Source organism: Agrobacterium sp. ES01 (assembly GCF_050320885.1).
Taxonomy (GTDB): domain Bacteria; phylum Pseudomonadota; class Alphaproteobacteria; order Rhizobiales; family Rhizobiaceae; genus Allorhizobium.
In genome coordinates, this window is the sequence record NZ_JBNQTH010000007.1 from 1 (window position 1) to 20,645 (window position 20,645).

Genomic DNA, 20,645 nt, shown 5'->3' on the forward strand with positions numbered 1-20,645 from the left:
TCAACCGCTTTGTCAAAGAGCACAATACCGAGCCAAAGCCGTTCGTGTGGAAGGCAGACCCCGACGAGATAATCGCGGCTGTTAAACGCGGGCACCAAACGTTGGAATCAATCCACTAGCAGCTTGCCAACAAACGACTTTCGGGGCTCGCAGGCGAGCATTTGGTTGAAAATGGGTCAGCCGATGGTGGCTCCCGTCTGTTGAGCGAGGAGTGACCAGATGCGTAGCCGTGGCCAAGGATGACCTGAAATCGGCCCATCGCGACTTCGACCAAAGTTCGTTTGTCATAGCCTTTTTGGATGCCTGCCATATATGGCCGCCCTCTATATGCATGGATGCCATTGGCATTGCCAAGTTGTTTGACCGCCGCATTTCGGGTATCGGGAGAGGATTAAATTATCGAGCTCAACTCCCCGTCTGAAGGGGTTTCGTTTTCCGTGTGAGGTTATCGCCTATTCGGTCTGGGCCTATCTTCGGTTTGCCCTAAGTACAGCCGATGGAAAGGAACTTCTGGCCGAGCGCGGCGTCATTGTCAGCCGGGAAACGGTTCGTCTTTGGATCAATCGCTTTGGTCGTCATTTTGCCGCATGTATTAGCATAGACCAACGCAAGCCGAACGACACGTGGCATATGGATGAGGCTGACATCACGATCGGCGGATAGCAAATTCTGGCTCAGGCGGGAAATCGATGCGGACGGCGATGTTCTTGATATCCTGGTTCAACCTCGCCGTAACACCAAAGCTGCCAAGCGTTTACAACCTCTCCGTTTTCTCATATCGACACGCAAGAGCAGATGCCTTCTGCCTGTGGTCCGACTACACGGCAGAAATGGCAGTTTGAAAAACGAACGCCTCGGCGACCCGCGACCAACATAATTAATTTGGCAATGCCGGCATTGCGGAATTCACCGCCGTGCGCTGGGTGTCGATCGAGGAATCCCAGCAGCACTATCCGTTCTGCTCCAGAAGGCCGGCGATGAATCCCGCCGGCCTTATTCGCCGAGGTCGGCGCAGATGATGTCGGCCGTGCGGCGGTAGTGGTTCTGCAGGAGTGCGACCGCGTCTTGCGTCCGCCTCTCGATGGCGGCCTTGAAGATCTGGGCATGTTCGTCGCTGACCTTGCGGACCCTGAACGCCTTGCGGATCGACAGGGCGCGGTAGCGGTAGAGACGGTCCGCCAGCTGTTCGCAAAATCCGATCAATGGCTTGGAGCCGCAATTTCCGATGAGCAGCGCATGGAAGCGGCGATGATGCCGCTCCCATTCGGGATTGTCCTTGAAATTTTCCGGATCGAGTGAGCGCGGCGTCCGGTCGAGCCGGTGATGGGCAATCAGCAGCGCCTCTTCCCAGTCCGCCGTTGTCCGCTGGATGGATTCACTCAGCGCGATCCCCTCGACCCAGCAACGCGTCTTCGTCAGTTCCTGCAATTCATCGAGGCTGATCGGCTTGACGAAAAAGCCGCGCTGCTCCTTGCCGATCACCAGTTCCTCGCTCGCCAGTCGGTTCAGCGCCTCGCGGATCGGCGTCTGGCCGGACCCGTAATGCTCGGTGAGAAAGCGCAGCTGTAATTTGCGGCCGGGCTCGAGCTCCGCGGACAGGATGTCGGCCTTCAGGCGTTCATAGATGCCCGTCGCCCGGGTGGCCGGGGCTTCCGCGGATTTCTCGATCGTGTCCTGGCGCATGGTTGTCTCGTGCGGTTGCTCTCAATTTCATATACATCAATCGCTAGAAATAGAAAATTTATAAATTTCATATTTACAGAACTTATTTTGTATTTTATTCCAAAGATGCAAAGGGAGGATCGGCCGTGGACGGCAATGCGCGTCAAAACAGGAAATTTGCCTTCGGTCGCAGCTGCGCGTGTTGCGGCCTGGACGTTCATGCACATGTCGTTCCCTATGACTTTCCCCGCTTCGCCGGAGACGCCGTCCCGAAATCATGGCCCTCGATGCAGCCTGCCGATGGCTGCCACCGCACCATGGTCGTCGATGGAAAGAACTACCGGACCGTCAGCGATGCCTGCTGGTCGGTCGAGCGACGGATCGCCGACATGGATAAGGCCGGCATCGGCGTGCAGGCGCTTTCTCCGATGCCGGAACTGTTTAGCTACTGGATGGATCCTCGGCCGGCCGATGATCTGCTTCGCTATATCAATGACGTGATCGCCGGCATGGTGGCGGAGGGCAGGGGCCGCTTTGCGGGCCTCGCCGCAGTTCCCCTCCAGTCGCTCGACCTCGCCATCGCCGAACTGCGGCGCGTCGTCGAAATGCTCGGATTTGCGGGCGTCGAGATCGGTAGCAATGTCAACGGCGTGCCGATCGGCGATCCGCGTTTCCTGCCCTTCTTCGAGGAAGCGGAGAGGCTCGGCGCGGCTGTCTTCGTGCACGCCGTGCGCCCGGCCGGCATGGATCGCCTCGTCGGTCCCGGTCAGTTGCAGCAGGTGCTTGCCTATCCGACCGATGTCGGACTGGCAGCGGCATCCTGCATCACGTCCAACCTCCTGATGAAGCTGCCGAAGCTGCGCATCGCCTTCAGCCATGGCGGCGGCACGCTGGCAAGCCTCCTGCCGCGTCTCAGGGAAGGCTGGAAGATCTTCCCGGCGCTCGCCGATGCCCTGCAGGCGGACCCCTATGATCAGGCCCGGCGCTTCTATGTCGATTCACTCGTCTATGACGAGTCGACCCTGCGCCATCTTCTGACGATCTTCGGCGACGACCGCATTCTGATCGGTACCGATTATCCATTCAAGTTCCATGAGCGTGCGCCGCTTGCCCGGATTGAGGCCGCGTTCGAGGATGCGGGCTCACGCGATCGTCTGGCCTTTGCCAACGCCGCCGCATTTCTGAACCTTGAGGAGGCCGCCTGATGTCCGACTTTCCGCTTGCCGGACTGAGAAGCGTGGAACTGTCCACGCCCGATCTAGAAGGATCCGTCGAATTCTACACCCGCGTCTGGGGTCTCGAAGAGGTCGCCCGGGAGCAGGGCAAGGTCTTTCTGGCCGCCACCGGCAGCGATTTCCACGTGCTGGAACTGAAGCCGGGCGACGCGCCCCTCTTGCGCAAGGTCACCTTCCGCGCCCGGTCGCGCGAGGCGCTGGCAACGCTCGAAGAAACTCTGGTTGCCGCCGGCTGCACGCTGCTGCGCGCCCTCGGTCCCGCTGATTCTCCGGCCGGTGGCGAACGTTTCGTGGTCCGTGAGCCGCAGGGCTCGACGCTTGAATTCGTCTTCGGCGACAAGACGAAAGAGGAACGGATCGTCCCCAACGTGCCGCTGCGGCTGGCGCATGTGAACATCAATTCCAGCGACATCGAAGCGCTGACCTCATTTTACCGCTCCGCCCTCGGCTTCCGCCTCACCGACCGGTCGAAGATGATGGCCTTCCTGTGCTGCAACAGCGACCATCATTCGGTGGTGCTCGCCGAAGCCGACGTCAACGGGCTCAACCATATCGCCTTCCAGATGCCGGACCTCGAATCCGTCATGCGCGGCTCGGGTCGTGTGAAGGATGCCGGTTATCCGATCGGCTGGGGTGTGGGACGGCATGGCCCGGGCGACAATGTCTTTGCCTATTTCGTCGATCCGACCGGCGTGGTCATCGAATACACCGCCGAGGTTCTGCAGGTCGACGACAATTACCGCTTCCGCGGGCCGTCCGAATGGGTCTGGCCGCCCGGACGAACCGACCACTGGGGCATTGCCCCGCCCAAGAGCGACGACTGCAAGAAGGCACAGGTGTCCGTGTCTTTCGCGGGTCCATGAATCAATCATCACGACAGTTTTGAGCAGGCAGTTTTCCGTGACGAACGACAAAGCAAAAACCGATCATTACACCGTCCTGGTTGTGGGCTTTGGCCCCGCCGGCGCCGTGGCCGCAGGCCTTCTGGGCAAGCTCGGCCACCGCACGCTGGTCATCGACCGGCTGGCCGACATCTACGACAAGCCGCGCGCCATCGCGCTCGATCACGAAATTCTCCGTCATCTCGACAATATGGGGATCGCCGAAGAGGTCATGCCCCATGTCGCGCCGTTTACCGCCTCGCAGCATTTCGGTGCCAAGGGCCAGCTGATCCGTCGCATCGACATGGTGCCGGAGCCCTATCCGCTCGGTTACACGCCGAGCATGGTTTTCACCCAGCCGCCGGTCGAAGCGGCCATGCGGCATCACGCGGAGAGCTTCGATTGCGTCGACGTCGACCTCGGCGTGGAACTGATCGGCCTGACGCACGATGCGGACGGTGTCTCGGCCGAGCTCAAGTCCGCCGACGGCCGGGTTCGGTCGGTGACGGCCGATTATCTGATCGGCTGTGACGGGGCGTCGAGCACAGTTCGCCAGCTCGTCGACATTCGCCTGGAAGATCTGATCTTCGACGAGCCGTGGCTGGTCATCGACGTCAAGGTCAATGAGGCCGGTCTCGCCAAGCTGCCTCAGACCTCGGCGCAGTTCTGCGATCCGGCGCGCCCGACGAGCTTCGTGATGGGGCCGAAGAACCACCGCCGCTGGGAAATCATGCTGCTGCCGGGTGAAAACCCGCGCGAGATGGAGAAGCCGGAGAATGTCTGGGCGCTTCTGTCCCCCTGGCTGACGCCGGAGGACGGCACGCTCTGGCGTGCCGCCGCCTATCGGTTCCATGCCCTTGTCGCCGAAAGATGGCGCGACGGCCGTGTCTTCATCGCCGGCGATGCCGCCCACCAGCAGCCGCCTTTCATCGGCCAGGGCATGTGCCAAGGCCTGCGGGACGTCACCAACCTCATCTGGAAGCTCGACCGTGTGATCACGGGCACGTCGTCCGACGGCCTGCTCGACACCTACGGGGTCGAGCGCAAGCGCCACGTGATCGAACTGACCGGCAAGATCAAGGCGATCGGCGAGATGATCTGCATCCGCGACCCGGCCGAGGCGGATGCGCGTGACGCCCGCATTCTGGCCGAGGGAGGCGGCACTCCGCCGACCATCACGCGGCAGGAGATCGTCCCGCCGCTGCAGGAGGGGCTGCTCGCGGCAGCGGCCTGCCCGGCACGGGGAACGCTGTTTCCCCAACCCGTCATTCGACAGGCGGACGGCGAGCGGCTTCTGGACACGCTCATCGGCACCGGCTGGCGGCTGATCGTCGACGGCAGGGGCGACATCGCGATGCGGGATGTCGCGCCGCTTGCCAATGAAATCGGCCTCGCTGTCGCGACCATCGTTCCACCCGGCTCGGACGGCACGTCGCCCGGCACCCTGGCTGAGAAGGACGATGTGCTTGCCGGATGGTTCGATCGCCATGGAACGCAGGCCGCGCTGGTGCGGCCGGACCACTACGTCTTCGCCACTGCCCGTACGCAGGCGGATCTGGTGGCGGAGCTCGGCGAGCTGCAGCGCAAGCTCGCCTGAAGAAGGATTTGCGTCGAAGCCGCGTCCCGCGGCTTCGCGACAGGAACAAGACCGCGGGTTTGCAAGACGACCCGCATGCAAGGAGAGACAGAGAGATGAAACTTTCCACCGTCAAGATCGCGGGACGCGTGACCTGGGGCATCGTCGAAGGCGAGACCTTCCACGACGTCGGCGCGGCGATGAAGGCAACCTATCGAGACCTCAAGCAGGCCGTTGCTGCCGGCCTCGCGGGCGTCGCCGAGGCGAAGACCGGTGCGGCGACTTACCCGACATCCGACGTCGAGTGGCTGGCCGTCATTCCGAACCCGGACAAGATCCTCTGTGTCGGCCTGAACTATGAGATGCACCGCCAGGAGACCGGCCGCAGCGTCGTTGAAAATCCGACCATCTTCGCCCGCTACGCCAACAGCCAGATCGGCCACATGGCGCCGATCGTGCGGCCGAAGGTGTCGAGCGATCTCGATTACGAAGGCGAGCTGGCGGTCATCATTTCCAAGCCAGGCCGCTATATCAGCCGCGAGAACGCGCTGGAGCATGTCGCCGGCTACTCGATCTACAATGACGGCAGCGTCCGGGATTTCCAGCGCCATACCCATCAGTTCACGCCGGGCAAGAACTTCCCCGATACGGGCGCCTTCGGCCCCTGGATGATGACGCCGGACGAGCTCGGCGATCTCGATCCGCTGCGGATCCAGACCCGCCTCAATGGTGAGGTCGTTCAGGACGCCACGTTCGCCATGATGATCTTCGATGTCGCGCGCATCATCGAATACTGCTCGTCGTTCACCCGGCTGGAAGCCGGCGACGTGATCGCCACGGGTACGCCCGGCGGTGTCGGCGCCAAGCGCAATCCGCCGCTGTGGATGAAGCCCGGCGACATCGTCGAGGTGGAAATCGACAAGCTCGGCATCTTGAGGAATCCGATCGGCCAGGAGGCCTGACCGGCAGACGCGGCCGGCCGCCATGTGGCCGGTCCGCGAGGACGGAAGACAAGTTCAAGCGACTGAATGCAACCCCGGCCGTCGATTGGCGGCCATTCATGACCATCGGGAGGATGAAATGAACAGATATCTCGCAGGCGGCGTTGCCGCGATTACGCTCCTACTGGCCGGCATGGCGCCGGCGTCGGCCCAGACGACGCTCAAGGTTTCGAGCTTCCTGCCGCCGAACAATGCCTGGCAGAAGGAGCTAGAGGCCTGGGGCGATGAGCTCAAGGAAAAGTCTAAGGGCGAACTCACGCTTCAGATCTTCCCGGCCGCGCAGCTCGGCCCGCCGAACCGCCAGTATCAGCTCGTCACGAATGGCGTTGCCGACATCGCCGTCATCCTGCACAGCGCGACGCCGGGCCGCTTTCCGATGACGGAACTGGCCGGGCAGCCGCTGACCTTCCCGTCGACCGGCAAGACCAGCGAGATCATGTCGCGCCGCTTGACGGAACTGGCACCGGAATATCTGGCTGCCGAGCATCCGGAGACGAAGATCCTCTGGATGGCCGTCACGCCGCCTTTGAAGCTGCACACTACCAAGACGGATGTGACGACGGTCGCCGACGTCAAGGGTCTGCGCGTGCGCTATGCCGGCAAGGTGTTCCAGGAAATGCTGGAAGCCTTCGGCGCCGCACCGCTGCCGATCCCGCCGGGTGAAACGGTCGACGCGCTCTCAAAGGGTGTCGCCGATGGCGCGATGTTCCCCTATGAAGCGACGAAGTCCTTCAATCTTGGCTCCGTCGTGAAGTATTCGCTCGAACCGGGTCTCGCGTCCGCCACCTTCGCTCTGGTCATGAACCAGTCGGTCTTCGACGGCTTGAGCGCCGACGACCAGAAGCTGATCGAGGAAACGACGGGCCCCGCCCGCGCCGAGGCTTTCGGGCGCCGCTGGGATGCGAGCGAGGCGGACGGTCGCCAGTACATGGTCGACAACAACGTCAAGATCGAAACCCTGACGGACGCGCAGCTGGCGCCGTTCAAGCAGGCCGTCGAGCCGATCGTGAAGAACGCCGTCGACGCTCTGGATGCCGACGGAAAGCCCGGCAGCGCTTTCATCGAAGCCTATACGAAGTAACATGACACACCGCGTCGCCCCGATCGGGCGGCGCGGTTCGATACTGCGCGAGGAGGCTCAGCTAATGTCACTGTCGTCAGCCGGATTTTCCCGGCTTCTGGAGCGGTATTTTCGCCTGCTGCTCGTCATCCCCATCCTTGCGCTTGTGGCGATGATGCTCACCACCGTGGCCGATGTCTTCATGCGCTACGTGTTCAACGCGCCGATCCGCGGCTCCTATGACACCGTCGAGATCTGCCTGCTGGTCAGCATCTATTTCGCGCTGCCCGCAGTGATCCTGGAGGGCCACCAGATCGTCATCGATCTGATCGACGGCCTCGTGCCCGAAAAACTGGTCCGGGTCATGAAGGCCGTGGCGGCGATTGCCGCCGTCGTCATACTCTGCTTCATCTTCTGGTCGATGCTGAAGCCGGCGCGTGACGCCTATGACTTCGGCGACATGAAGCTAGAACTAAACTTCCCGGTCTGGATCATCTGGGTCCTGGCGCTGTTCGGCCTCTTCAACAGCATCATTGCAGCGATTGCGGTCCTCTTCGGGGCAGGAACCCCGGACGTGGGGTCGGTGGAAGGCGAGGGTGCGCTATGAGTGCCTCGCTGATCGGTCTGTTCGTCGTCATCTTCATGTTCGGCATCCTGTTCCTGAGGATGCCGGTCTGGCTTGCCCTTCTGATCTGCGGCATCGCCGGCAACACCTTGCTCTCACGCCTGTCGGTGGCGGCGGCTGTCACCGGAACCAACGCCTTCGATACGGCCTCCAATTATGGCCTTTCGGTCATTCCCCTGTTTATCCTGATGGGCGAGGTGGCAACGAACAGCCGTCTCTCTGCCGAACTCTTCAAGGCGGCTCGCGTCATTCTCTCCGGCATTCCCGGCGGTCTGGCCGTGGCGACGATCGGCGCGTCCGGCGCGTTTGGCGCCGTGTGCGGATCGTCGGTGGCGACCGCCGCGACCATGACGCGGATTTCGCTGCCGGAAATGCGCGAAGCCGGCTATGACGACGGCCTTGCCACCGCATCGGTTGCCGCCGGCGGCAGTCTCGGCATCCTCATCCCGCCGTCGATCATTCTGGTCATCTATGCGGCGATCTCCGAACAACCCCTGCCGCAACTGTTTGCCGCTGCACTGTTGCCGGGCATCCTGTTGATGCTGCTCTACATTCTCGTTGCCCTGATCGTCGCCCGGCGGCAGAAGGACAATGTGCCGGTCGACCCGCCGGCCAGCCTCAAGGCCCGCTTGCTGGCGCTGAAGGACCCGTGGCAGTTCCTCGCGCTGTTCATCGCGACGATCGGCGGGATCTATGCCGGCGTCTTCTCTCCGAACGAGGCCGCGGCCGTCGGCGCCTTCGGCGCCATCCTGCTTGGCTTTCTCGGTCGCCGGCTGACCTGGCAGGGGCTGACCCATGCGCTGAAGGTGACGGTGATCACCAGCTGCGTGCTGTTCACAATCATCATCGGCGCCACGATCTTCGCAAACTTCATCGTCCAGACGAAGCTGCCGGATCTGCTGCTTGCCGGCGCCCAGGCGCTGCATCTGGCGCCATGGGCCGTCATGGCGCTGATCATTCTCATCTACATCCTGATGGGCTGCTTCCTCGAAGGCATCGGCATGGTGCTGATCACGGTGCCGGTCTTCCTGCCGGTCGTCATGAGCTTCGGCTATGATCCGATCTGGTTTGCGATCATCGTCGTCATCGTCGTGGAACTGGGTCTCATTCACCCGCCGGTCGGCATGAACCTGTTCATCATCCAGGCGCAGGCGCCAGAGATCAAGATCAAGCAGCTTTACGTGGCAATTCTGCCCTTCCTGCTGGCGCCATTCGCGCTGATCCTGCTGCTGTTCGCCTTCCCGCAGATCGCCCTCTGGCTGCCGAGATTGCTCTACTGACGAACGGCCTTCGGACCTGTCGCCGAGATAGTGTGAGAAGGATAGTTTAAGCTTCCTGCACTCCCTCGAACGACTCATTCATCGTATGCGCAGGGCATTATGATAAAAGTCTGCGACGGTGCGGAAGAGCTGCGCCCGGTTGATCGTCTTCCCGGACGCAAGACGGTCATCGACGGCCCCGTGCAAAGCGTCGAACAGCATGACGGCAGTCAGACGCGGATCGCCGATCTGCCAGGCCTCGTCTTCAGTGCCTTTCTCCAGCAGAGCCATCAGCCGGGGGATCACCGGATTGTCAGCTTTCATGGCACGGTTTGCTGGCCGATGCTCGTGAAACACCAGATCATGCACCGGCATGGCGTCGAGATAGGTATCGAGACAGACCGCCACAAAAGCGTCGATGCGGGACGGCCAATTGGTGTATTCCTTCGCCATCGCCAGGTCGATCTTGTCACAGAAACCCTCGACGAAGCGCATTTGCAGGGCGGTCAGCACATCGTCCTTGGTCTTGAAGTAGAGATAGAAGGTGCCCTTGGCGACATCGGCGCCTTCGACGATCTCGCTCACATTGGTGGCGGCAAAACCTTTCTCCAGAAAGAGAGCCTGGGCCGCATCCATCAGTTCTTCGCGCCGGATATCGGCCGATTTGGTGCGGGGTCGTTTTGCCGTGTCGCTCTTCATTGCTGCTTCCATGTGATTTGCCTTTGCGATCTTTTACACCAAAAGGCATTCCAGCGTCTTGCCGACAGCTGCGGTGTCCGCCGTTAATCCATTGTCCTCCAGTCGCGCCACGATCCATGCAACGGCCGGTTCTACGGTCGCAAAGGTCCGGGCCGGCACGCCAAACAGCTTCTCGGCATTCATGCGGCTCATCTCGTCGAAGCGTGACGGGGGCACCACGGTCGCCATGCCGATCACCTGTTGCCTGATCTTGTCGCCGTTTTCCTGAAGCCAGAGCTTGGCTTCCTTCGCCCCACCGGAGGGACGTTCGAGCGAGGCATCATCCTGGAAGACGCGTAGCGTGGCGAAAGGGACGCCGCGATCGAGCCATGCCGACCATTCGGCGAAAAAGGTCTGGTGCACGTCAGGGGCGGAAGCGCCCGCCATCGTGGAGAGAACGAGGGGCCAATGCGAGAGATCGTGACGGATCATGCGGGGAACTCCTCAAGGGTCATGAGCTGACTGTAAAATGTGCCAGGCACGGCAAGTGTCGCATGCGTGCCGGCCTCGACGAGGCGGCCTGCATCAAGCACGAGAATGCGATCGGCGCTCTGGATCGTCGACGGGCGATGGGCAATCATCACCACGGTCCGTCCTTCGCCGCGAATGCCTGAAAGTGCCTTCTGGAAAGCCCGTTCATTCTCTGTGTCGAGATTGGACGAGGCCTCGTCCAGAAGCAGGATCGGCGCCTCGGTCAACAGCGCGCGGGCAATCGCGATGCGCTGGCGCTGGCCGCCGGACAGCCGCGCGCCACGTTCCCCGCACACCGTGTCATAGGCTTGCGGCAGCGCCGCAATAAAGTCGTGCGCCTGCGCCAGACGGGCCGCGCGCTCGACCTCGGCATGCGTGGCATCTGGCTGTCCGAGCCGGATATTGTCGGCCACCGAACGGTTGAACAAGTGGATGTCCTGCGCAACATAGGCAACATGTCTTCGCAGGTCGGTGAGCGGCAGGTCGCGGATATCGATCCCGCCAATGCTGATCCGGCCTTGTCCGGCCTCCCAGAACCGCATCAGCAGATTGGCCACCGTCGTTTTGCCCGCACCAGAGCGGCCGACCAGGGCGACCGTCTCGCCCGGTCGGATCGTGCAATCAAAGCCGCTGAGGACCGGGCTGCGTTTGCCGCCATAGCCGAAGCCGACGGCCTCGAAGCGGATCGTCGTGTCGGAGGGGAGGGCGTGGGTTCCCTTGTCGATAATCTGCGGCTTCTGGTGGAAGATTTCGAGAATGCGCCGCGCACCTGCTTTCAGTTCGCCGAGCTTGCGCGCGGTCTGCGTAACCTCGGCGATGGGCGCGAGTGCGCCGCCGGACAGAATGATGACCAGAGGCAGGAGCGGGAGGCTGAGTGTGCCGCTTTCGACCAGAAACAGGCCGACAAGCGCTGCCGCCAGAACGGCCAGCGCGGTCAGGGCATCGATGGCCGCATATTCGAGACCTGCGCGCGAGCCGTAGCGTCGCTGCGCCACCCCGAGAGCCCCTGTCTGCGCCATCAGTTTTGCCAGTGCATCACGACTGCGCCCGAACAGCGCCAGTTCGCGCTGGCTCTGAATGAACTCGACCGTCTCGGCGTTGAGATGGCCCAGCTCACCCAGCACCTTCTCGCCCTGTCGCCCGGCACGGCGCGACAGCCAGGCGGGAATGGAGGCGACCAGCAGCAGGAAGGGCGCGAGCGTCAGCGCTGCCAGCGGATGGATGAAGACGAGCCCGACGAGTGCCGCCAGAGGCACGATCACCGCACCGACATAGTCGGCCAGCGTATGGGCATAAAACGCTTCCATCAGTTCGGCATCGCCGGTGGCGACCGAGGCGAGCTCGCCCGTCCGTCGCCCGAGGATCGCGGCGGGTGCCGCGCGTTCCAGCCCGTCATAGATGCCGAGTTGCAGGTCCCCGATCAGCGTGAAGGCAAAATCGTGCGAGATATGGGCCTGCCACCAGCGCCCGGCCGCTGCGACGGGTACGACGACTGCCAACAGGATGAAGGCGGGAACAAGGCTTTCCACTGCGCTGCCGCTGACGGCCCGTCCGGCGATAAAGGCCAGGGTCGCCATGGTGGCGAGGGTTCCGCCTTGCGCGAGGATGCCCGAGCAGAGCGTCAGGAGCAGCTTGAGGCGCCGGTCGCCCTTGATAAGGGGCAGCAGGCCGAAGAGGCCCGGAGCGCCCGGCGATGATGATAAGGGGATATCGGTCACAGGGTGTCTCCTTCCGTTGAGGCCAGCCGGGCAAAGGCACCGCCGGAAGCCATCAGGTGCTGCAGATTTCCATCCTCGACCAGCCGGCCACTGTCGAACACGAGCACCCGGTCGGCGGCGGCAATGGTCGAAAGCCGATGGGCGATGACAATCAGTGTGCGACGACCGCTGAAGCCATCAATCGCCGCCTGGATGGCCTTCTCGCTCGCCGGATCGACATTTGAGGTCGCCTCGTCGAGAACGAGGATTGGCGCGTCCTTCAACAGGGCGCGGGCAATGGCGAGCCGCTGACGCTGTCCGCCTGAAAGGCCGGTGCCGCGTTCACTGAGTGGCGTGGCGAGCCCTTGCGGCAGGCTGTCGATGAAGGAGCCGAGATGGGCGGCCTCTATCGCTGCGCGCAGTTCGGCATCGGTCGCCTCCGGCTTGGCCATGCGCAGATTGTCAGCGATGGTGCCGTTAAACAGCACCGTGTCCTGCGAGACGACACCGATCAGCGCCCGCAACATCGCGAGTGGCAGGGCGCGGATATCCGTGCCACCGATGCGGATCACGCCCCTTGTCGGATCGAAGAAACGGGGCAGCAGCATGGCGATTGTCGATTTGCCGGCGCCCGAGGGGCCGACGATGGCGACAAATTCATTTTGCCTGACCGTAAACGAAACCGAGGAAAGGGCGCGTGCTTCGCTGGCCTCATAGGAGAAGTCGACCGCATCGAAGGTGATGTCGGTTGCGGTCGGACGCGACGCTGGGCTTCGTGGCTCATGGACCGGGGGCGTAAGCGCCAGCAGATCGCGGATCGCTTCCATCGCGCCACCGGCTGCCCAGGCGGTGTGAAACTCCTTTTCCAGCCGGTCGAGCGGCCGGAACGCCTCGCGGGCCAGGAAGAGCGCCAGAAACAGCGCAAACGGCGTCAATTCGCCCGAAGCCACCCGCCAGGCATCGACCGACACCACCAGCGCCATGCCCGTCAGCGTCACGAACCCGGTGACGCCGGTGCGCATCATCGTCACCGCCGCCGCCCGGATCGATTCCTCGGCAAGCGTCGTGGCGCGCGTGGCGAGCCGCTGCCGCCAGGCATCAGAGGCATTGAAGGCCTTGAGCGTCAGCATGCCTTGCAAGGCATCGAGAAATTCGGCGCCGAAGGCCCCCATCGCTGCAAAGACACCGGAGACGGCTGGCATCTGCCAGCGCATCCAGAAACGATCCAGCAGCGGATAAGCCACAACGAAAACAGCCAGCAGCAGCGCCGAGGGCCAATCGACCCACGCCAGCAGAGCGAGCACGCCGGCGCAGCCGATGACGGCAATGGCGATGGCCGGCAAATAACGGCTGTAATAGCTCTCCACCGCCTCGACCCCGCCGACAATGGTGGCCTGCAGGTCACCGGTTTGCCGCCGCAGCGTCACGCCGGGGCCGAGATCGATGAGATGGCTGAGCAGCCGTCGCCGCAGGTCTTCCTTGGTGGCCTGCGCGGTTGACTGCGCGATGACCTCCGCGCTCCAGAGCAGAGCGCCCCTTAAGAGGATAATGGCGGCAAAGGCTGCCAGCCAGATGAGCGGCGACACTGCAGCGGATGATTGAGCCCCCGTGAGAAGGGACCCGATCAGCCCAGCGAGGCAAACGCCCTGCAACACATGGCAGGTGGTGATGGCAAGGCCCGTCGCCGTGCTTGCAATCATGCGGCGCTTCAGTCGGGCTGTTGCGACGGCTGGAAGGGGCTTCATGAGGTGCGTCCCTCGCTGCCGATAAGGTGATCGCGTCCGCCGCGCAGGCCAATGAAACCATTGAGGACGAGCAGGGCGAGGACGAAGGCGAGCGGCCAGGTCCAGCCGCCGCTCCAGCCATGCAGCGCGGTGGCAATGAGCGGCCCCGTCGCGGCGATCAGATAGCCGAAGGTTTGCACCATGCCGGACAGCTGCGCCATGTGGTGGCGATCGGCGGTACGCTTGGCATAGAGCACGCCGGGAAGGGCAAGGCCTGCGCCCATCCCCGATCCGAGAATGATCGCCCAGAGCGGGCCGGTTGCGGCCGGTGCCAGCAGGACGCCGAGAAAGCCGATGATGCACAGCACGACGCTGGCAAGGATATGCGGGCGATGATCGCGCTTGCGGGCGGCCAAGGTCGGACCCACAAAACCGCCGACCGCAATGCCGATCATGCTGAGGGCCAGATAGATCCCGCCTTCTGCAGGCGTTGCACCCTTGTCGACATAGATTGCCGGCAGCAAGGACAGGGCGATGTAGAAGACCAGGCAATGGATGCCGAAAAAGCCCGTGATGCTCCAGGCCGAGGGATGGCTCAGCAGCCAGTGCCATGGCTGCGCCGGACGATCGAGGGTCTTTGGCTTGTTGGTAGAGCCCAAAAGGGGAACCAGCGCCAGCAGTGCGACGACCGCCGGGATCGCAGCACTTCCCAGAGCAATCGGCCAGGAACCGCCTGCCGCATGGTAGAGCGGAACGGCGAGCGCCGCCATCAGGCCACCGCCAAGCCCCATCATCATGGCGTAGATGCCCATCATCACGCCGATCTGGCTGGCGGCGAAATTCTGCCGGACGAATACGGGCGTCAGAACGTTGAGCGCGGCGATGCCGATGCTGGCAACGACTGTTCCGGCGAGAAGCCCGCTGACACCAAAGGAGCGGATCAGGACGCCGATGGTGAGGATGGCAATCGACAGGAACAGGGCGCGTTCCTCGCCGAAGCGCCGCGCAAAAGTGGCGCCGAGGGCCGCAAACAACCCCATGCACAGTGGCGGAAGCGCCGTCAGCGCACTCATCGCGAGCGGCTCGAGCTGCATATAGGGAAGCAGCGGTCCGACGCCGCCATAGACGATCCTGAGGTTCAGGCACACAAAGACGAAGGCAATCGTCACGATCGTCTGGTTGACGGTCTTGGAACGTCTTTCGGGGATGGAAACGGGCATGGGGGTGCTTTCGGGCAAGGGTTTATTCTGATTGGCAAATCCGGATTGCGTGCGTGTGTACATCGCTAAGGGTAAAACAGCTCTCGCTTGGATGTATCAAAATGACTGTCGGTCAGTCAATAAATATGTACTGCGACGTTTTGCTCTTCCTGTCCCTCGTCTGCCTTGCATCGCGGTCAGATCAACAGGAGGTTGGCTCCTCGCGCCTACGAGTGGCTTCCGGGGCAGCGTAACCAGCAACCGCGGCATCGCCGTAAAGGCCAGTGATCGGGAAGGGGCAGGTCGGAAATTTCGAGCTTAACCGTATGTCGGACCTAGGCATGGACTTTGCCGCTTCGAAAGTGGCAGAGCGAGCAATGGTTCTGAATGCCATTGTCGAGAAGCTAAACCGCCAGGCGAAACACGATCTCGAACGAAAGCCATTCGTGGCATGGCTGATGACTCAGAAAGTGTCGTCGTAGCTGCGCGAACCTTTGAGATATCCAGATCTTGATGAAATGTTCAAGGAACGGAGTTTCGAGTTCGACCACAGCACGATCAACCGCTGGGTTCTGGCCTACGCGTCGATGAGACCTACATCAAGATCCGCGACAAGTGGCGATACGTGTATCGCGCAATCGACAAGCGCGGAAATCCCGTCGACTTCCTGCTGACCTCAAAACGCGGTCCCGATGCCGCCATGCGGTTCTTCCGCAAGATGCTGAAGGACGAACCCTTGTTGTCGCCGAACAGGATCGGATCGAACAGGGCAACACCTTTCCATCAACGATCAAAACGTCTGTTGTTCATGGGCTTCCACGTCCCGATCCCGTCCTCTATGTTACCAGGTACCTCCAGCAGGGCATAGAAAGTGATCATTTCCGGATCAAGAAGAACATGCCAAGGATCGGTGGCTTCTCATCTTTCAACGCGGCGCCGCGAGCGATTGCCGGTTTCTAGGCGATGCTGTGGTTCAGGAAAGGCTGTGGTTGTTCCGGTCGCCTGACTGCAAACGATCAGAACGATTTCCTTGCACATCTTCGGACTGCAAATGGGTAACAGGGCGTAAAAATGAAGATGCTCAGGGGATAATAGCGCGCTCCGTCAATTTATGCGACACGCCCCTCCGATTTGACGGGTCCCGGACGATGGTTCTCGATACCATCGCCGAAAAGCTGAAACGCTTATCCAAACTCGATTTCAAAGGGCCGTATTCCCACGCCGCCCGACATGATAAAACACATCGCCCCACTAGACTGGTGGTGTGCAAAGATCAAAATCCTGAGAAACGCCACTCAATGCGGTGGTGATAGACTTCGCCCGGCGACAACACGGCACTGGGATAAGACGGTTCATTTGGGGCGTTGGGATATGTCTGGGGTTCCAGCGCAATCGCTCCGTTTTCGATCATTTCAGAGTGTGGGGCAATAAGTGCGTCGGAAAAGTGGTTGGCAGTATAGAGCTGTATGGCTGGCTCTGTTGTCCACACTTCCATACTTCGCCCGCTTCGCGGCTCGCGCACCCGGGCAGCCAGATGCAGACTGCCGCGTCCCGCGTCCAGACAAAAACTGTGATCGTATGGAATTGCGATTGGCCGCATTGTCCGAAAGTCGAAAATCGTTTCGGCCACGTCTTCAGGCGCCCCCAAAGGGATCAATCGCTCGTCGACAGCCGAATAGCGCGATGCGGGGATCTCTATCTCGTGGTCCAGAACGTTGCCTCCACCCTTCAGGTTCCAATAGGCGTGATGGGTGAGATTGATGATGGTGGTCTTGTCTGTGGTGGCGATCATGTCCAGCCAGAGTGTCGTTTCCGAAATTCCATAGGTTGCAGAAACATCCATCTTGCCCGGATAGCCCATCTCACCATCAGGTGATGTCAGACGAAAGGTCAGGCTGTCATCTGCGGCTTCAACGGCCCAGTCTCTCAGTGCGAAGCTTTTCGGGCCCCCATGCAACGCGCTTGTCCCGTGGTTCGCAGGCAGTGTGTAGCGGATGCCGTCGAGTACAAAGGTAGCGTTGGCGATGCGGTTGGCAAAGCGTCCGCAGATTGTGCCAGCCCATGTATCGCCTTTCGGTTGTGTGCTTGCACTTGCGCTACCCATAACAACTTGGGTGCTGCCGCCTTTACTAGATGGAATGTCGAGCCGCAAAAGGCGAGCACCACATTGAGCGAATTCGGCGCGGAGTCCATTGGAGCTTCCAAGTAGTATGCTTGTGTCATTTTCCATCGCCGTTTTCCTTCATGATTTTCTTAGTCGACTCAATGTTCTTACGTATTTTGCCCGTCATTAACCCAATTGTTCTTCTCTAAATGTCGGGCATTCGATTGAATGATAAGTTGTTATTTTGAAAGCATAAAATCATTAAGCTTTATAGAATTGTATTGAGGTGCGGGCATCGAGATTGCGCGATTTATTCTACCTGGCGACCGGTGTGTAAAGCTCACCAATCAACTCCACGTGCTTCGTCCAAATACCCATTGCGATACTGATGCCTGACTTGAGGTGTCTGCGTGAACGCTTGTTCGATGATTAGTCCCTGCGGAGATGCAAAGACGTGGACGGTGCATCCTACCGTCCACGTTATACTGTACTTGATGGACCAAAAATGCGCCCTGGAGTCAGGGGGGTAGGAGCCTGAAGTCAGCGCCTTCGGGTAACAATTGTCCCCCGTCGACCACAATTGTTGTTCCCGTCACATAACTGGCATCCTCAGACGCCAAGTATAGGAATGCATTGGCGACATCGCGGGGCGAACCGAGACGCCCGAGCGGTATGGCCACTTCCATATTTTCAATAAAAGCGGCGCTGCGGTGGAGTTGTATCGCTTCGGTTAAGATGTTGCCAGGCTCGACGCCGTTGACATTGATGCCATAGGATGAAAATTCCAACGCCGCCGAACGGATAAATCCATTAATGCCGGCCTTGCTGGCGGCATAATGTCCATGACCCGGACTGGTCACATGCGGACCGGTAATAGAGGACGTAAAAAGAATACGTCCAAACCCCTGCTTTTTCATTGGAGTCAGGGCTGCACGAGCGGCGTTGAAGCAGCCGCGCAGGTTGATTGCCATTACCCGGTCCCAGTCATCCGGTGAGGTATCTTCGATCAGTTGCCAAGGATATATGCCGGCATTTTGAACGATGGTATTGAGCCGACCGTGACGTTCGAGAACAAAATTGACCGCCGCGATCGCGTCGTCCATTTTCGAGATATCGGTATGCACGAAATCAACACCGATTTGTTCGGCCGCAGCCTGTCCCGCCTCTTTCTCGTGATCGGCGATAACAACGGTAGCACCCTCTTCCTTGAAGCGTAGTGCAACTGCCTTGCCGATGCCACGGGAAGCGCCAATGATCAACGCTACATTGTCTTTTAGTCGGTCTGTCATGCGAGCCTCTGGCGGAGCCTTTGTTTGAATGTATCGAGAAGAACGGCTGCAAGCACCAGAAGACCATGGATGACTTGGGTATAGGTTGCCGGCAGGCCCATTAGATTGATTGCTGTGTTGATGGATGAGAGTAGTAGTACCCCAGCGTAAACGCCCGGCAGAGCGCCCACCCCGCCTTTAAGACTGACGCCGCCGATCACCACCGCAGCAAAGGCATTGAACAGCAACCCGACGCCGAGATTGGCCGTCGCACCCGATGTGCGCACCGCAAGCAGCCAACCGGCAAGTCCGGCAATGGCACCCGCCATGACAAAGGCAATAATCAGATAGCGGTTGACGCGAATGCCTGCACGGAAGGTTGCCGTTTCATTGCCGCCTATCATCATCAGGTGCCGACCGAAGGGCGTCTTCTGCATCATGATCGAGAATATGAGGAAGCAAGCAATGGCAACCCATGCCGACAGCGGGATGCCGAAAATGCGCTCAATCGCAAACCAACGGATGGCCGGAGCCAGATCCTGAGCAGACCGTCCGCCGGAGACGGCCAGCACGAGGCCACGCACCCATATGAAGGACGCCAAGGTAATAATGAAAGCGCTCATCTTCAGCCTGACAACAAGAAAGCCGTTGAGCAGGCCGATCAAACCGCCGATGGCACATGCCGCAAGCAAAGAGGCAGGGATCATCAACCATGCGGGGTTAAGCTCGATCCCAAGACCAATGCCTGCAGAACAAAACAGGATACTCACGGCCATCGCCGCCAATGCAGCAACGGATTCGACCGAGAGGTCCATATGCCCAGTGATAATCACAATGGCGAGGCCGATCGACATCACACCGAGCACGCTCGAAGCTTCGATGATGTTGGCGAAGATGCCGAGTTGGAAATAGTTTGGAATCAAAGCTGAGAACAGTGCAAGCACAACAATGAGCATGAACCAGACAAGATTGTTGAGGATGAATTCAAGAGTTTTGCGTTTTCCAGGGGACATACGGCAAATCCAAGTTGGAGGAGGAGAAGACCGGGGCCTTGTGACCCCGGAAGGAAGAGCCGCCTACTCGACGGATTTGATGGTGCCTGCCGGCGGCTTCTGGTTGCCCCAGAAAGCTGGATCGTCGACATTTTCCTTGGTGATTGCAGAGCCAGGGATCTGGATGTTCGGACCCCAGGTTTCGTTTGTCAAAACACCCTTCAAACCAATGACGTCATACTCACCAGCCTTGATTTCCTGCTTTCCGACGATCTTATCCATGAACATGGCAATCGCGGCAGCCTGTGCATAAAGGGGCTGTTCCACTTCGACATTCAGCCACCCCCTGCGTATGAGGTCGAGACCCACGGGTGCGCCGTTCGAGCTCATCATCATGACTTCGCCTGGTTGTTTGCCAGCGGCTTCAAGAGAGGCTGTGGCAGCAACCGAAAGACTCGCTGCATGCAGGAAGATGAGATCAATATCAGGATTAGACAGCATCTGGTCGGAGACGATCGTTCCGGCATTGCTGGCTTCCCACTGCAAGGCTGGTAACGAGATGATCGTAACGTCTGGGAATGCCTTCATTTTTTCCTCGAAACCCTTCTGGATGTCGAGTGTGTAAGGGTCGCCCGGGTCGCCAAGAACCTGCAAGACCTTGCCCTTTACAGAGCCATATTTGGTCGCCAGCATTTTTTCAGCCTCAGCGGCAGCAATATGGCCGATTTCGATCGTACCAGCGACTGACGTGAAGTCGGACGGTGTCGAAGTGATCTGACGGTCAAATTCAACGACCGGGATGCCCGCGGCCCGGGCCTTTTCGATGGATGGTTTCAGCGCGTTGAAATCAACAGCCGCAAGAATGATGGCAGCCGGCTTGAGCGCAATGACATCGTTCATTTGCGATTGCTGGATTTCGGTCTTGTTGTCGGCATTGAGCGCCTTCATCTCGTAACCGACTTGCTTCAAAAACATTTCCAATGCACTGACCGAACCGGTCTGGAATTCGTCATTGAGCGTTGGCACAAGGTAATAAACCAGTCCCTTTGTCTGGGCGGCCGCGGGCGTGATGATAGCAAGGCCGAGCATCAAACTGCCCAGCACGAATAGCATTATTCGTCTCATTTTCATTCTCTCCAGTTTACGCCGGTTC

The 20,645-nt window shown here is 60.4% G+C and carries 17 protein-coding genes and 3 pseudogenes; 10 read left to right on the forward strand and 10 right to left on the reverse strand.

Annotation, left to right across the window (positions count from 1 at the left end; genetic code table 11):
* Together ACQQ2Q_RS18120 and ACQQ2Q_RS18125 are read left to right on the forward strand one after the other, a co-directional pair.
* A pseudogene (locus ACQQ2Q_RS18120) lies at positions 1 to 119 on the forward strand (IS630 family transposase); the annotation flags it as partial.
* A gap of 271 nt (positions 120 to 390) precedes the next feature.
* A pseudogene (locus tag ACQQ2Q_RS18125) lies at positions 391 to 754 on the forward strand (IS6 family transposase); the annotation flags it as partial.
* 239 nt (positions 755 to 993) lie between these two features.
* Here the strand turns inward: ACQQ2Q_RS18125 and ACQQ2Q_RS18130 are convergent.
* Complete coding sequence (locus ACQQ2Q_RS18130) at positions 994 to 1,683, reverse strand: GntR family transcriptional regulator (RefSeq protein ID WP_428188536.1); 690 nt, start codon at positions 1,681 to 1,683, stop codon at positions 994 to 996.
* Positions 1,684 to 1,808: 125 nt separating this feature from the next.
* Between ACQQ2Q_RS18130 and ACQQ2Q_RS18135 the strand changes: the two genes are divergently transcribed.
* The 7 genes from ACQQ2Q_RS18135 (at position 1,809) to ACQQ2Q_RS18165 (ending at position 9,320) form a co-directional block, all read left to right on the forward strand.
* Positions 1,809 to 2,867, forward strand: a complete 1,059-nt coding sequence (locus ACQQ2Q_RS18135) for an amidohydrolase family protein (RefSeq protein ID WP_428188537.1) — start codon at positions 1,809 to 1,811, stop codon at positions 2,865 to 2,867.
* Positions 2,867 to 3,760 carry a VOC family protein gene (locus ACQQ2Q_RS18140; protein WP_428188538.1) on the forward strand — a complete coding sequence of 298 codons (894 nt, stop codon included), beginning with the start codon at positions 2,867 to 2,869 and terminating at the stop codon, positions 3,758 to 3,760. Before ACQQ2Q_RS18135 ends, ACQQ2Q_RS18140 begins: the two co-directional genes overlap by 1 nt.
* Positions 3,761 to 3,797: 37 nt before the next feature.
* Positions 3,798 to 5,375 carry a bifunctional 3-(3-hydroxy-phenyl)propionate/3-hydroxycinnamic acid hydroxylase gene (locus ACQQ2Q_RS18145; protein WP_428188539.1) on the forward strand — a complete coding sequence of 526 codons (1,578 nt, stop codon included), beginning with the start codon at positions 3,798 to 3,800 and terminating at the stop codon, positions 5,373 to 5,375.
* A 95-nt stretch (positions 5,376 to 5,470) separates the two neighbouring features.
* On the forward strand, positions 5,471 to 6,316 hold the full coding sequence (locus ACQQ2Q_RS18150; RefSeq protein WP_428188540.1) for a fumarylacetoacetate hydrolase family protein: 846 nt from the start codon (positions 5,471 to 5,473) through the stop codon (positions 6,314 to 6,316).
* A 118-nt stretch (positions 6,317 to 6,434) separates the two neighbouring features.
* On the forward strand, positions 6,435 to 7,436 hold the full coding sequence (locus ACQQ2Q_RS18155; RefSeq protein WP_428188541.1) for a TRAP transporter substrate-binding protein: 1,002 nt from the start codon (positions 6,435 to 6,437) through the stop codon (positions 7,434 to 7,436).
* Positions 7,437 to 7,500: 64 nt separating this feature from the next.
* Complete coding sequence (locus ACQQ2Q_RS18160) at positions 7,501 to 8,022, forward strand: TRAP transporter small permease (protein WP_428188542.1); 522 nt, start codon at positions 7,501 to 7,503, stop codon at positions 8,020 to 8,022.
* A complete protein-coding gene (locus ACQQ2Q_RS18165) occupies positions 8,019 to 9,320 on the forward strand; it encodes a TRAP transporter large permease (RefSeq protein WP_428188543.1) in 1,302 nt (433 codons plus the stop codon). The genes ACQQ2Q_RS18160 and ACQQ2Q_RS18165 overlap by 4 nt, the downstream gene beginning before the upstream one ends.
* A gap of 78 nt (positions 9,321 to 9,398) precedes the next feature.
* Here ACQQ2Q_RS18165 and ACQQ2Q_RS18170 read toward each other — a convergent pair whose 3' ends face one another.
* The 5 genes from ACQQ2Q_RS18170 to ACQQ2Q_RS18190 are packed head-to-tail and all read right to left on the reverse strand — an operon-like array spanning position 9,399 to position 15,149.
* The gene (locus tag ACQQ2Q_RS18170; protein ID WP_428188544.1) at positions 9,399 to 10,010 is read right to left on the reverse strand and encodes a TetR/AcrR family transcriptional regulator; all 612 of its coding nucleotides are present in this window, start codon (positions 10,008 to 10,010) and stop codon (positions 9,399 to 9,401) included.
* 21 nt (positions 10,011 to 10,031) lie between these two features.
* Positions 10,032 to 10,469 carry a hypothetical protein gene (locus ACQQ2Q_RS18175; RefSeq protein ID WP_428188545.1) on the reverse strand — a complete coding sequence of 146 codons (438 nt, stop codon included), beginning with the start codon at positions 10,467 to 10,469 and terminating at the stop codon, positions 10,032 to 10,034.
* The gene (locus tag ACQQ2Q_RS18180) at positions 10,466 to 12,226 is read right to left on the reverse strand and encodes an ABC transporter ATP-binding protein (protein WP_428188546.1); all 1,761 of its coding nucleotides are present in this window, start codon (positions 12,224 to 12,226) and stop codon (positions 10,466 to 10,468) included. The genes ACQQ2Q_RS18175 and ACQQ2Q_RS18180 overlap by 4 nt, the downstream gene beginning before the upstream one ends.
* Positions 12,223 to 13,950, reverse strand: a complete 1,728-nt coding sequence (locus tag ACQQ2Q_RS18185; RefSeq protein WP_428188547.1) for an ABC transporter ATP-binding protein/permease — start codon at positions 13,948 to 13,950, stop codon at positions 12,223 to 12,225. Before ACQQ2Q_RS18185 ends, ACQQ2Q_RS18180 begins: the two co-directional genes overlap by 4 nt.
* The gene (locus tag ACQQ2Q_RS18190) at positions 13,947 to 15,149 is read right to left on the reverse strand and encodes an MFS transporter (protein ID WP_428188548.1); all 1,203 of its coding nucleotides are present in this window, start codon (positions 15,147 to 15,149) and stop codon (positions 13,947 to 13,949) included. The genes ACQQ2Q_RS18185 and ACQQ2Q_RS18190 overlap by 4 nt, the downstream gene beginning before the upstream one ends.
* A gap of 356 nt (positions 15,150 to 15,505) precedes the next feature.
* On the opposite strand from ACQQ2Q_RS18190, the pseudogene ACQQ2Q_RS18195 reads away from it, so the two are divergent.
* A pseudogene (locus ACQQ2Q_RS18195) lies at positions 15,506 to 16,197 on the forward strand (IS6 family transposase).
* A 204-nt stretch (positions 16,198 to 16,401) separates the two neighbouring features.
* Here the strand turns inward: ACQQ2Q_RS18195 and ACQQ2Q_RS18200 are convergent.
* The 4 genes from ACQQ2Q_RS18200 to ACQQ2Q_RS18215 form a co-directional block, all read right to left on the reverse strand.
* A complete protein-coding gene (locus tag ACQQ2Q_RS18200) occupies positions 16,402 to 17,358 on the reverse strand; it encodes an aldose epimerase family protein (protein WP_428188549.1) in 957 nt (318 codons plus the stop codon).
* 392 nt (positions 17,359 to 17,750) lie between these two features.
* The gene (locus ACQQ2Q_RS18205) at positions 17,751 to 18,521 is read right to left on the reverse strand and encodes an SDR family NAD(P)-dependent oxidoreductase (RefSeq protein WP_428188550.1); all 771 of its coding nucleotides are present in this window, start codon (positions 18,519 to 18,521) and stop codon (positions 17,751 to 17,753) included.
* Positions 18,518 to 19,513 (reverse strand): ABC transporter permease, encoded by a 996-nt coding sequence (locus tag ACQQ2Q_RS18210; RefSeq protein WP_428188551.1) that lies wholly within the window; start codon positions 19,511 to 19,513, stop codon positions 18,518 to 18,520. Before ACQQ2Q_RS18210 ends, ACQQ2Q_RS18205 begins: the two co-directional genes overlap by 4 nt.
* Positions 19,514 to 19,576: 63 nt before the next feature.
* The gene (locus tag ACQQ2Q_RS18215) at positions 19,577 to 20,617 is read right to left on the reverse strand and encodes a sugar ABC transporter substrate-binding protein (RefSeq protein WP_428188552.1); all 1,041 of its coding nucleotides are present in this window, start codon (positions 20,615 to 20,617) and stop codon (positions 19,577 to 19,579) included.
* Between the last annotated feature and the right edge of the window lie 28 nt (positions 20,618 to 20,645).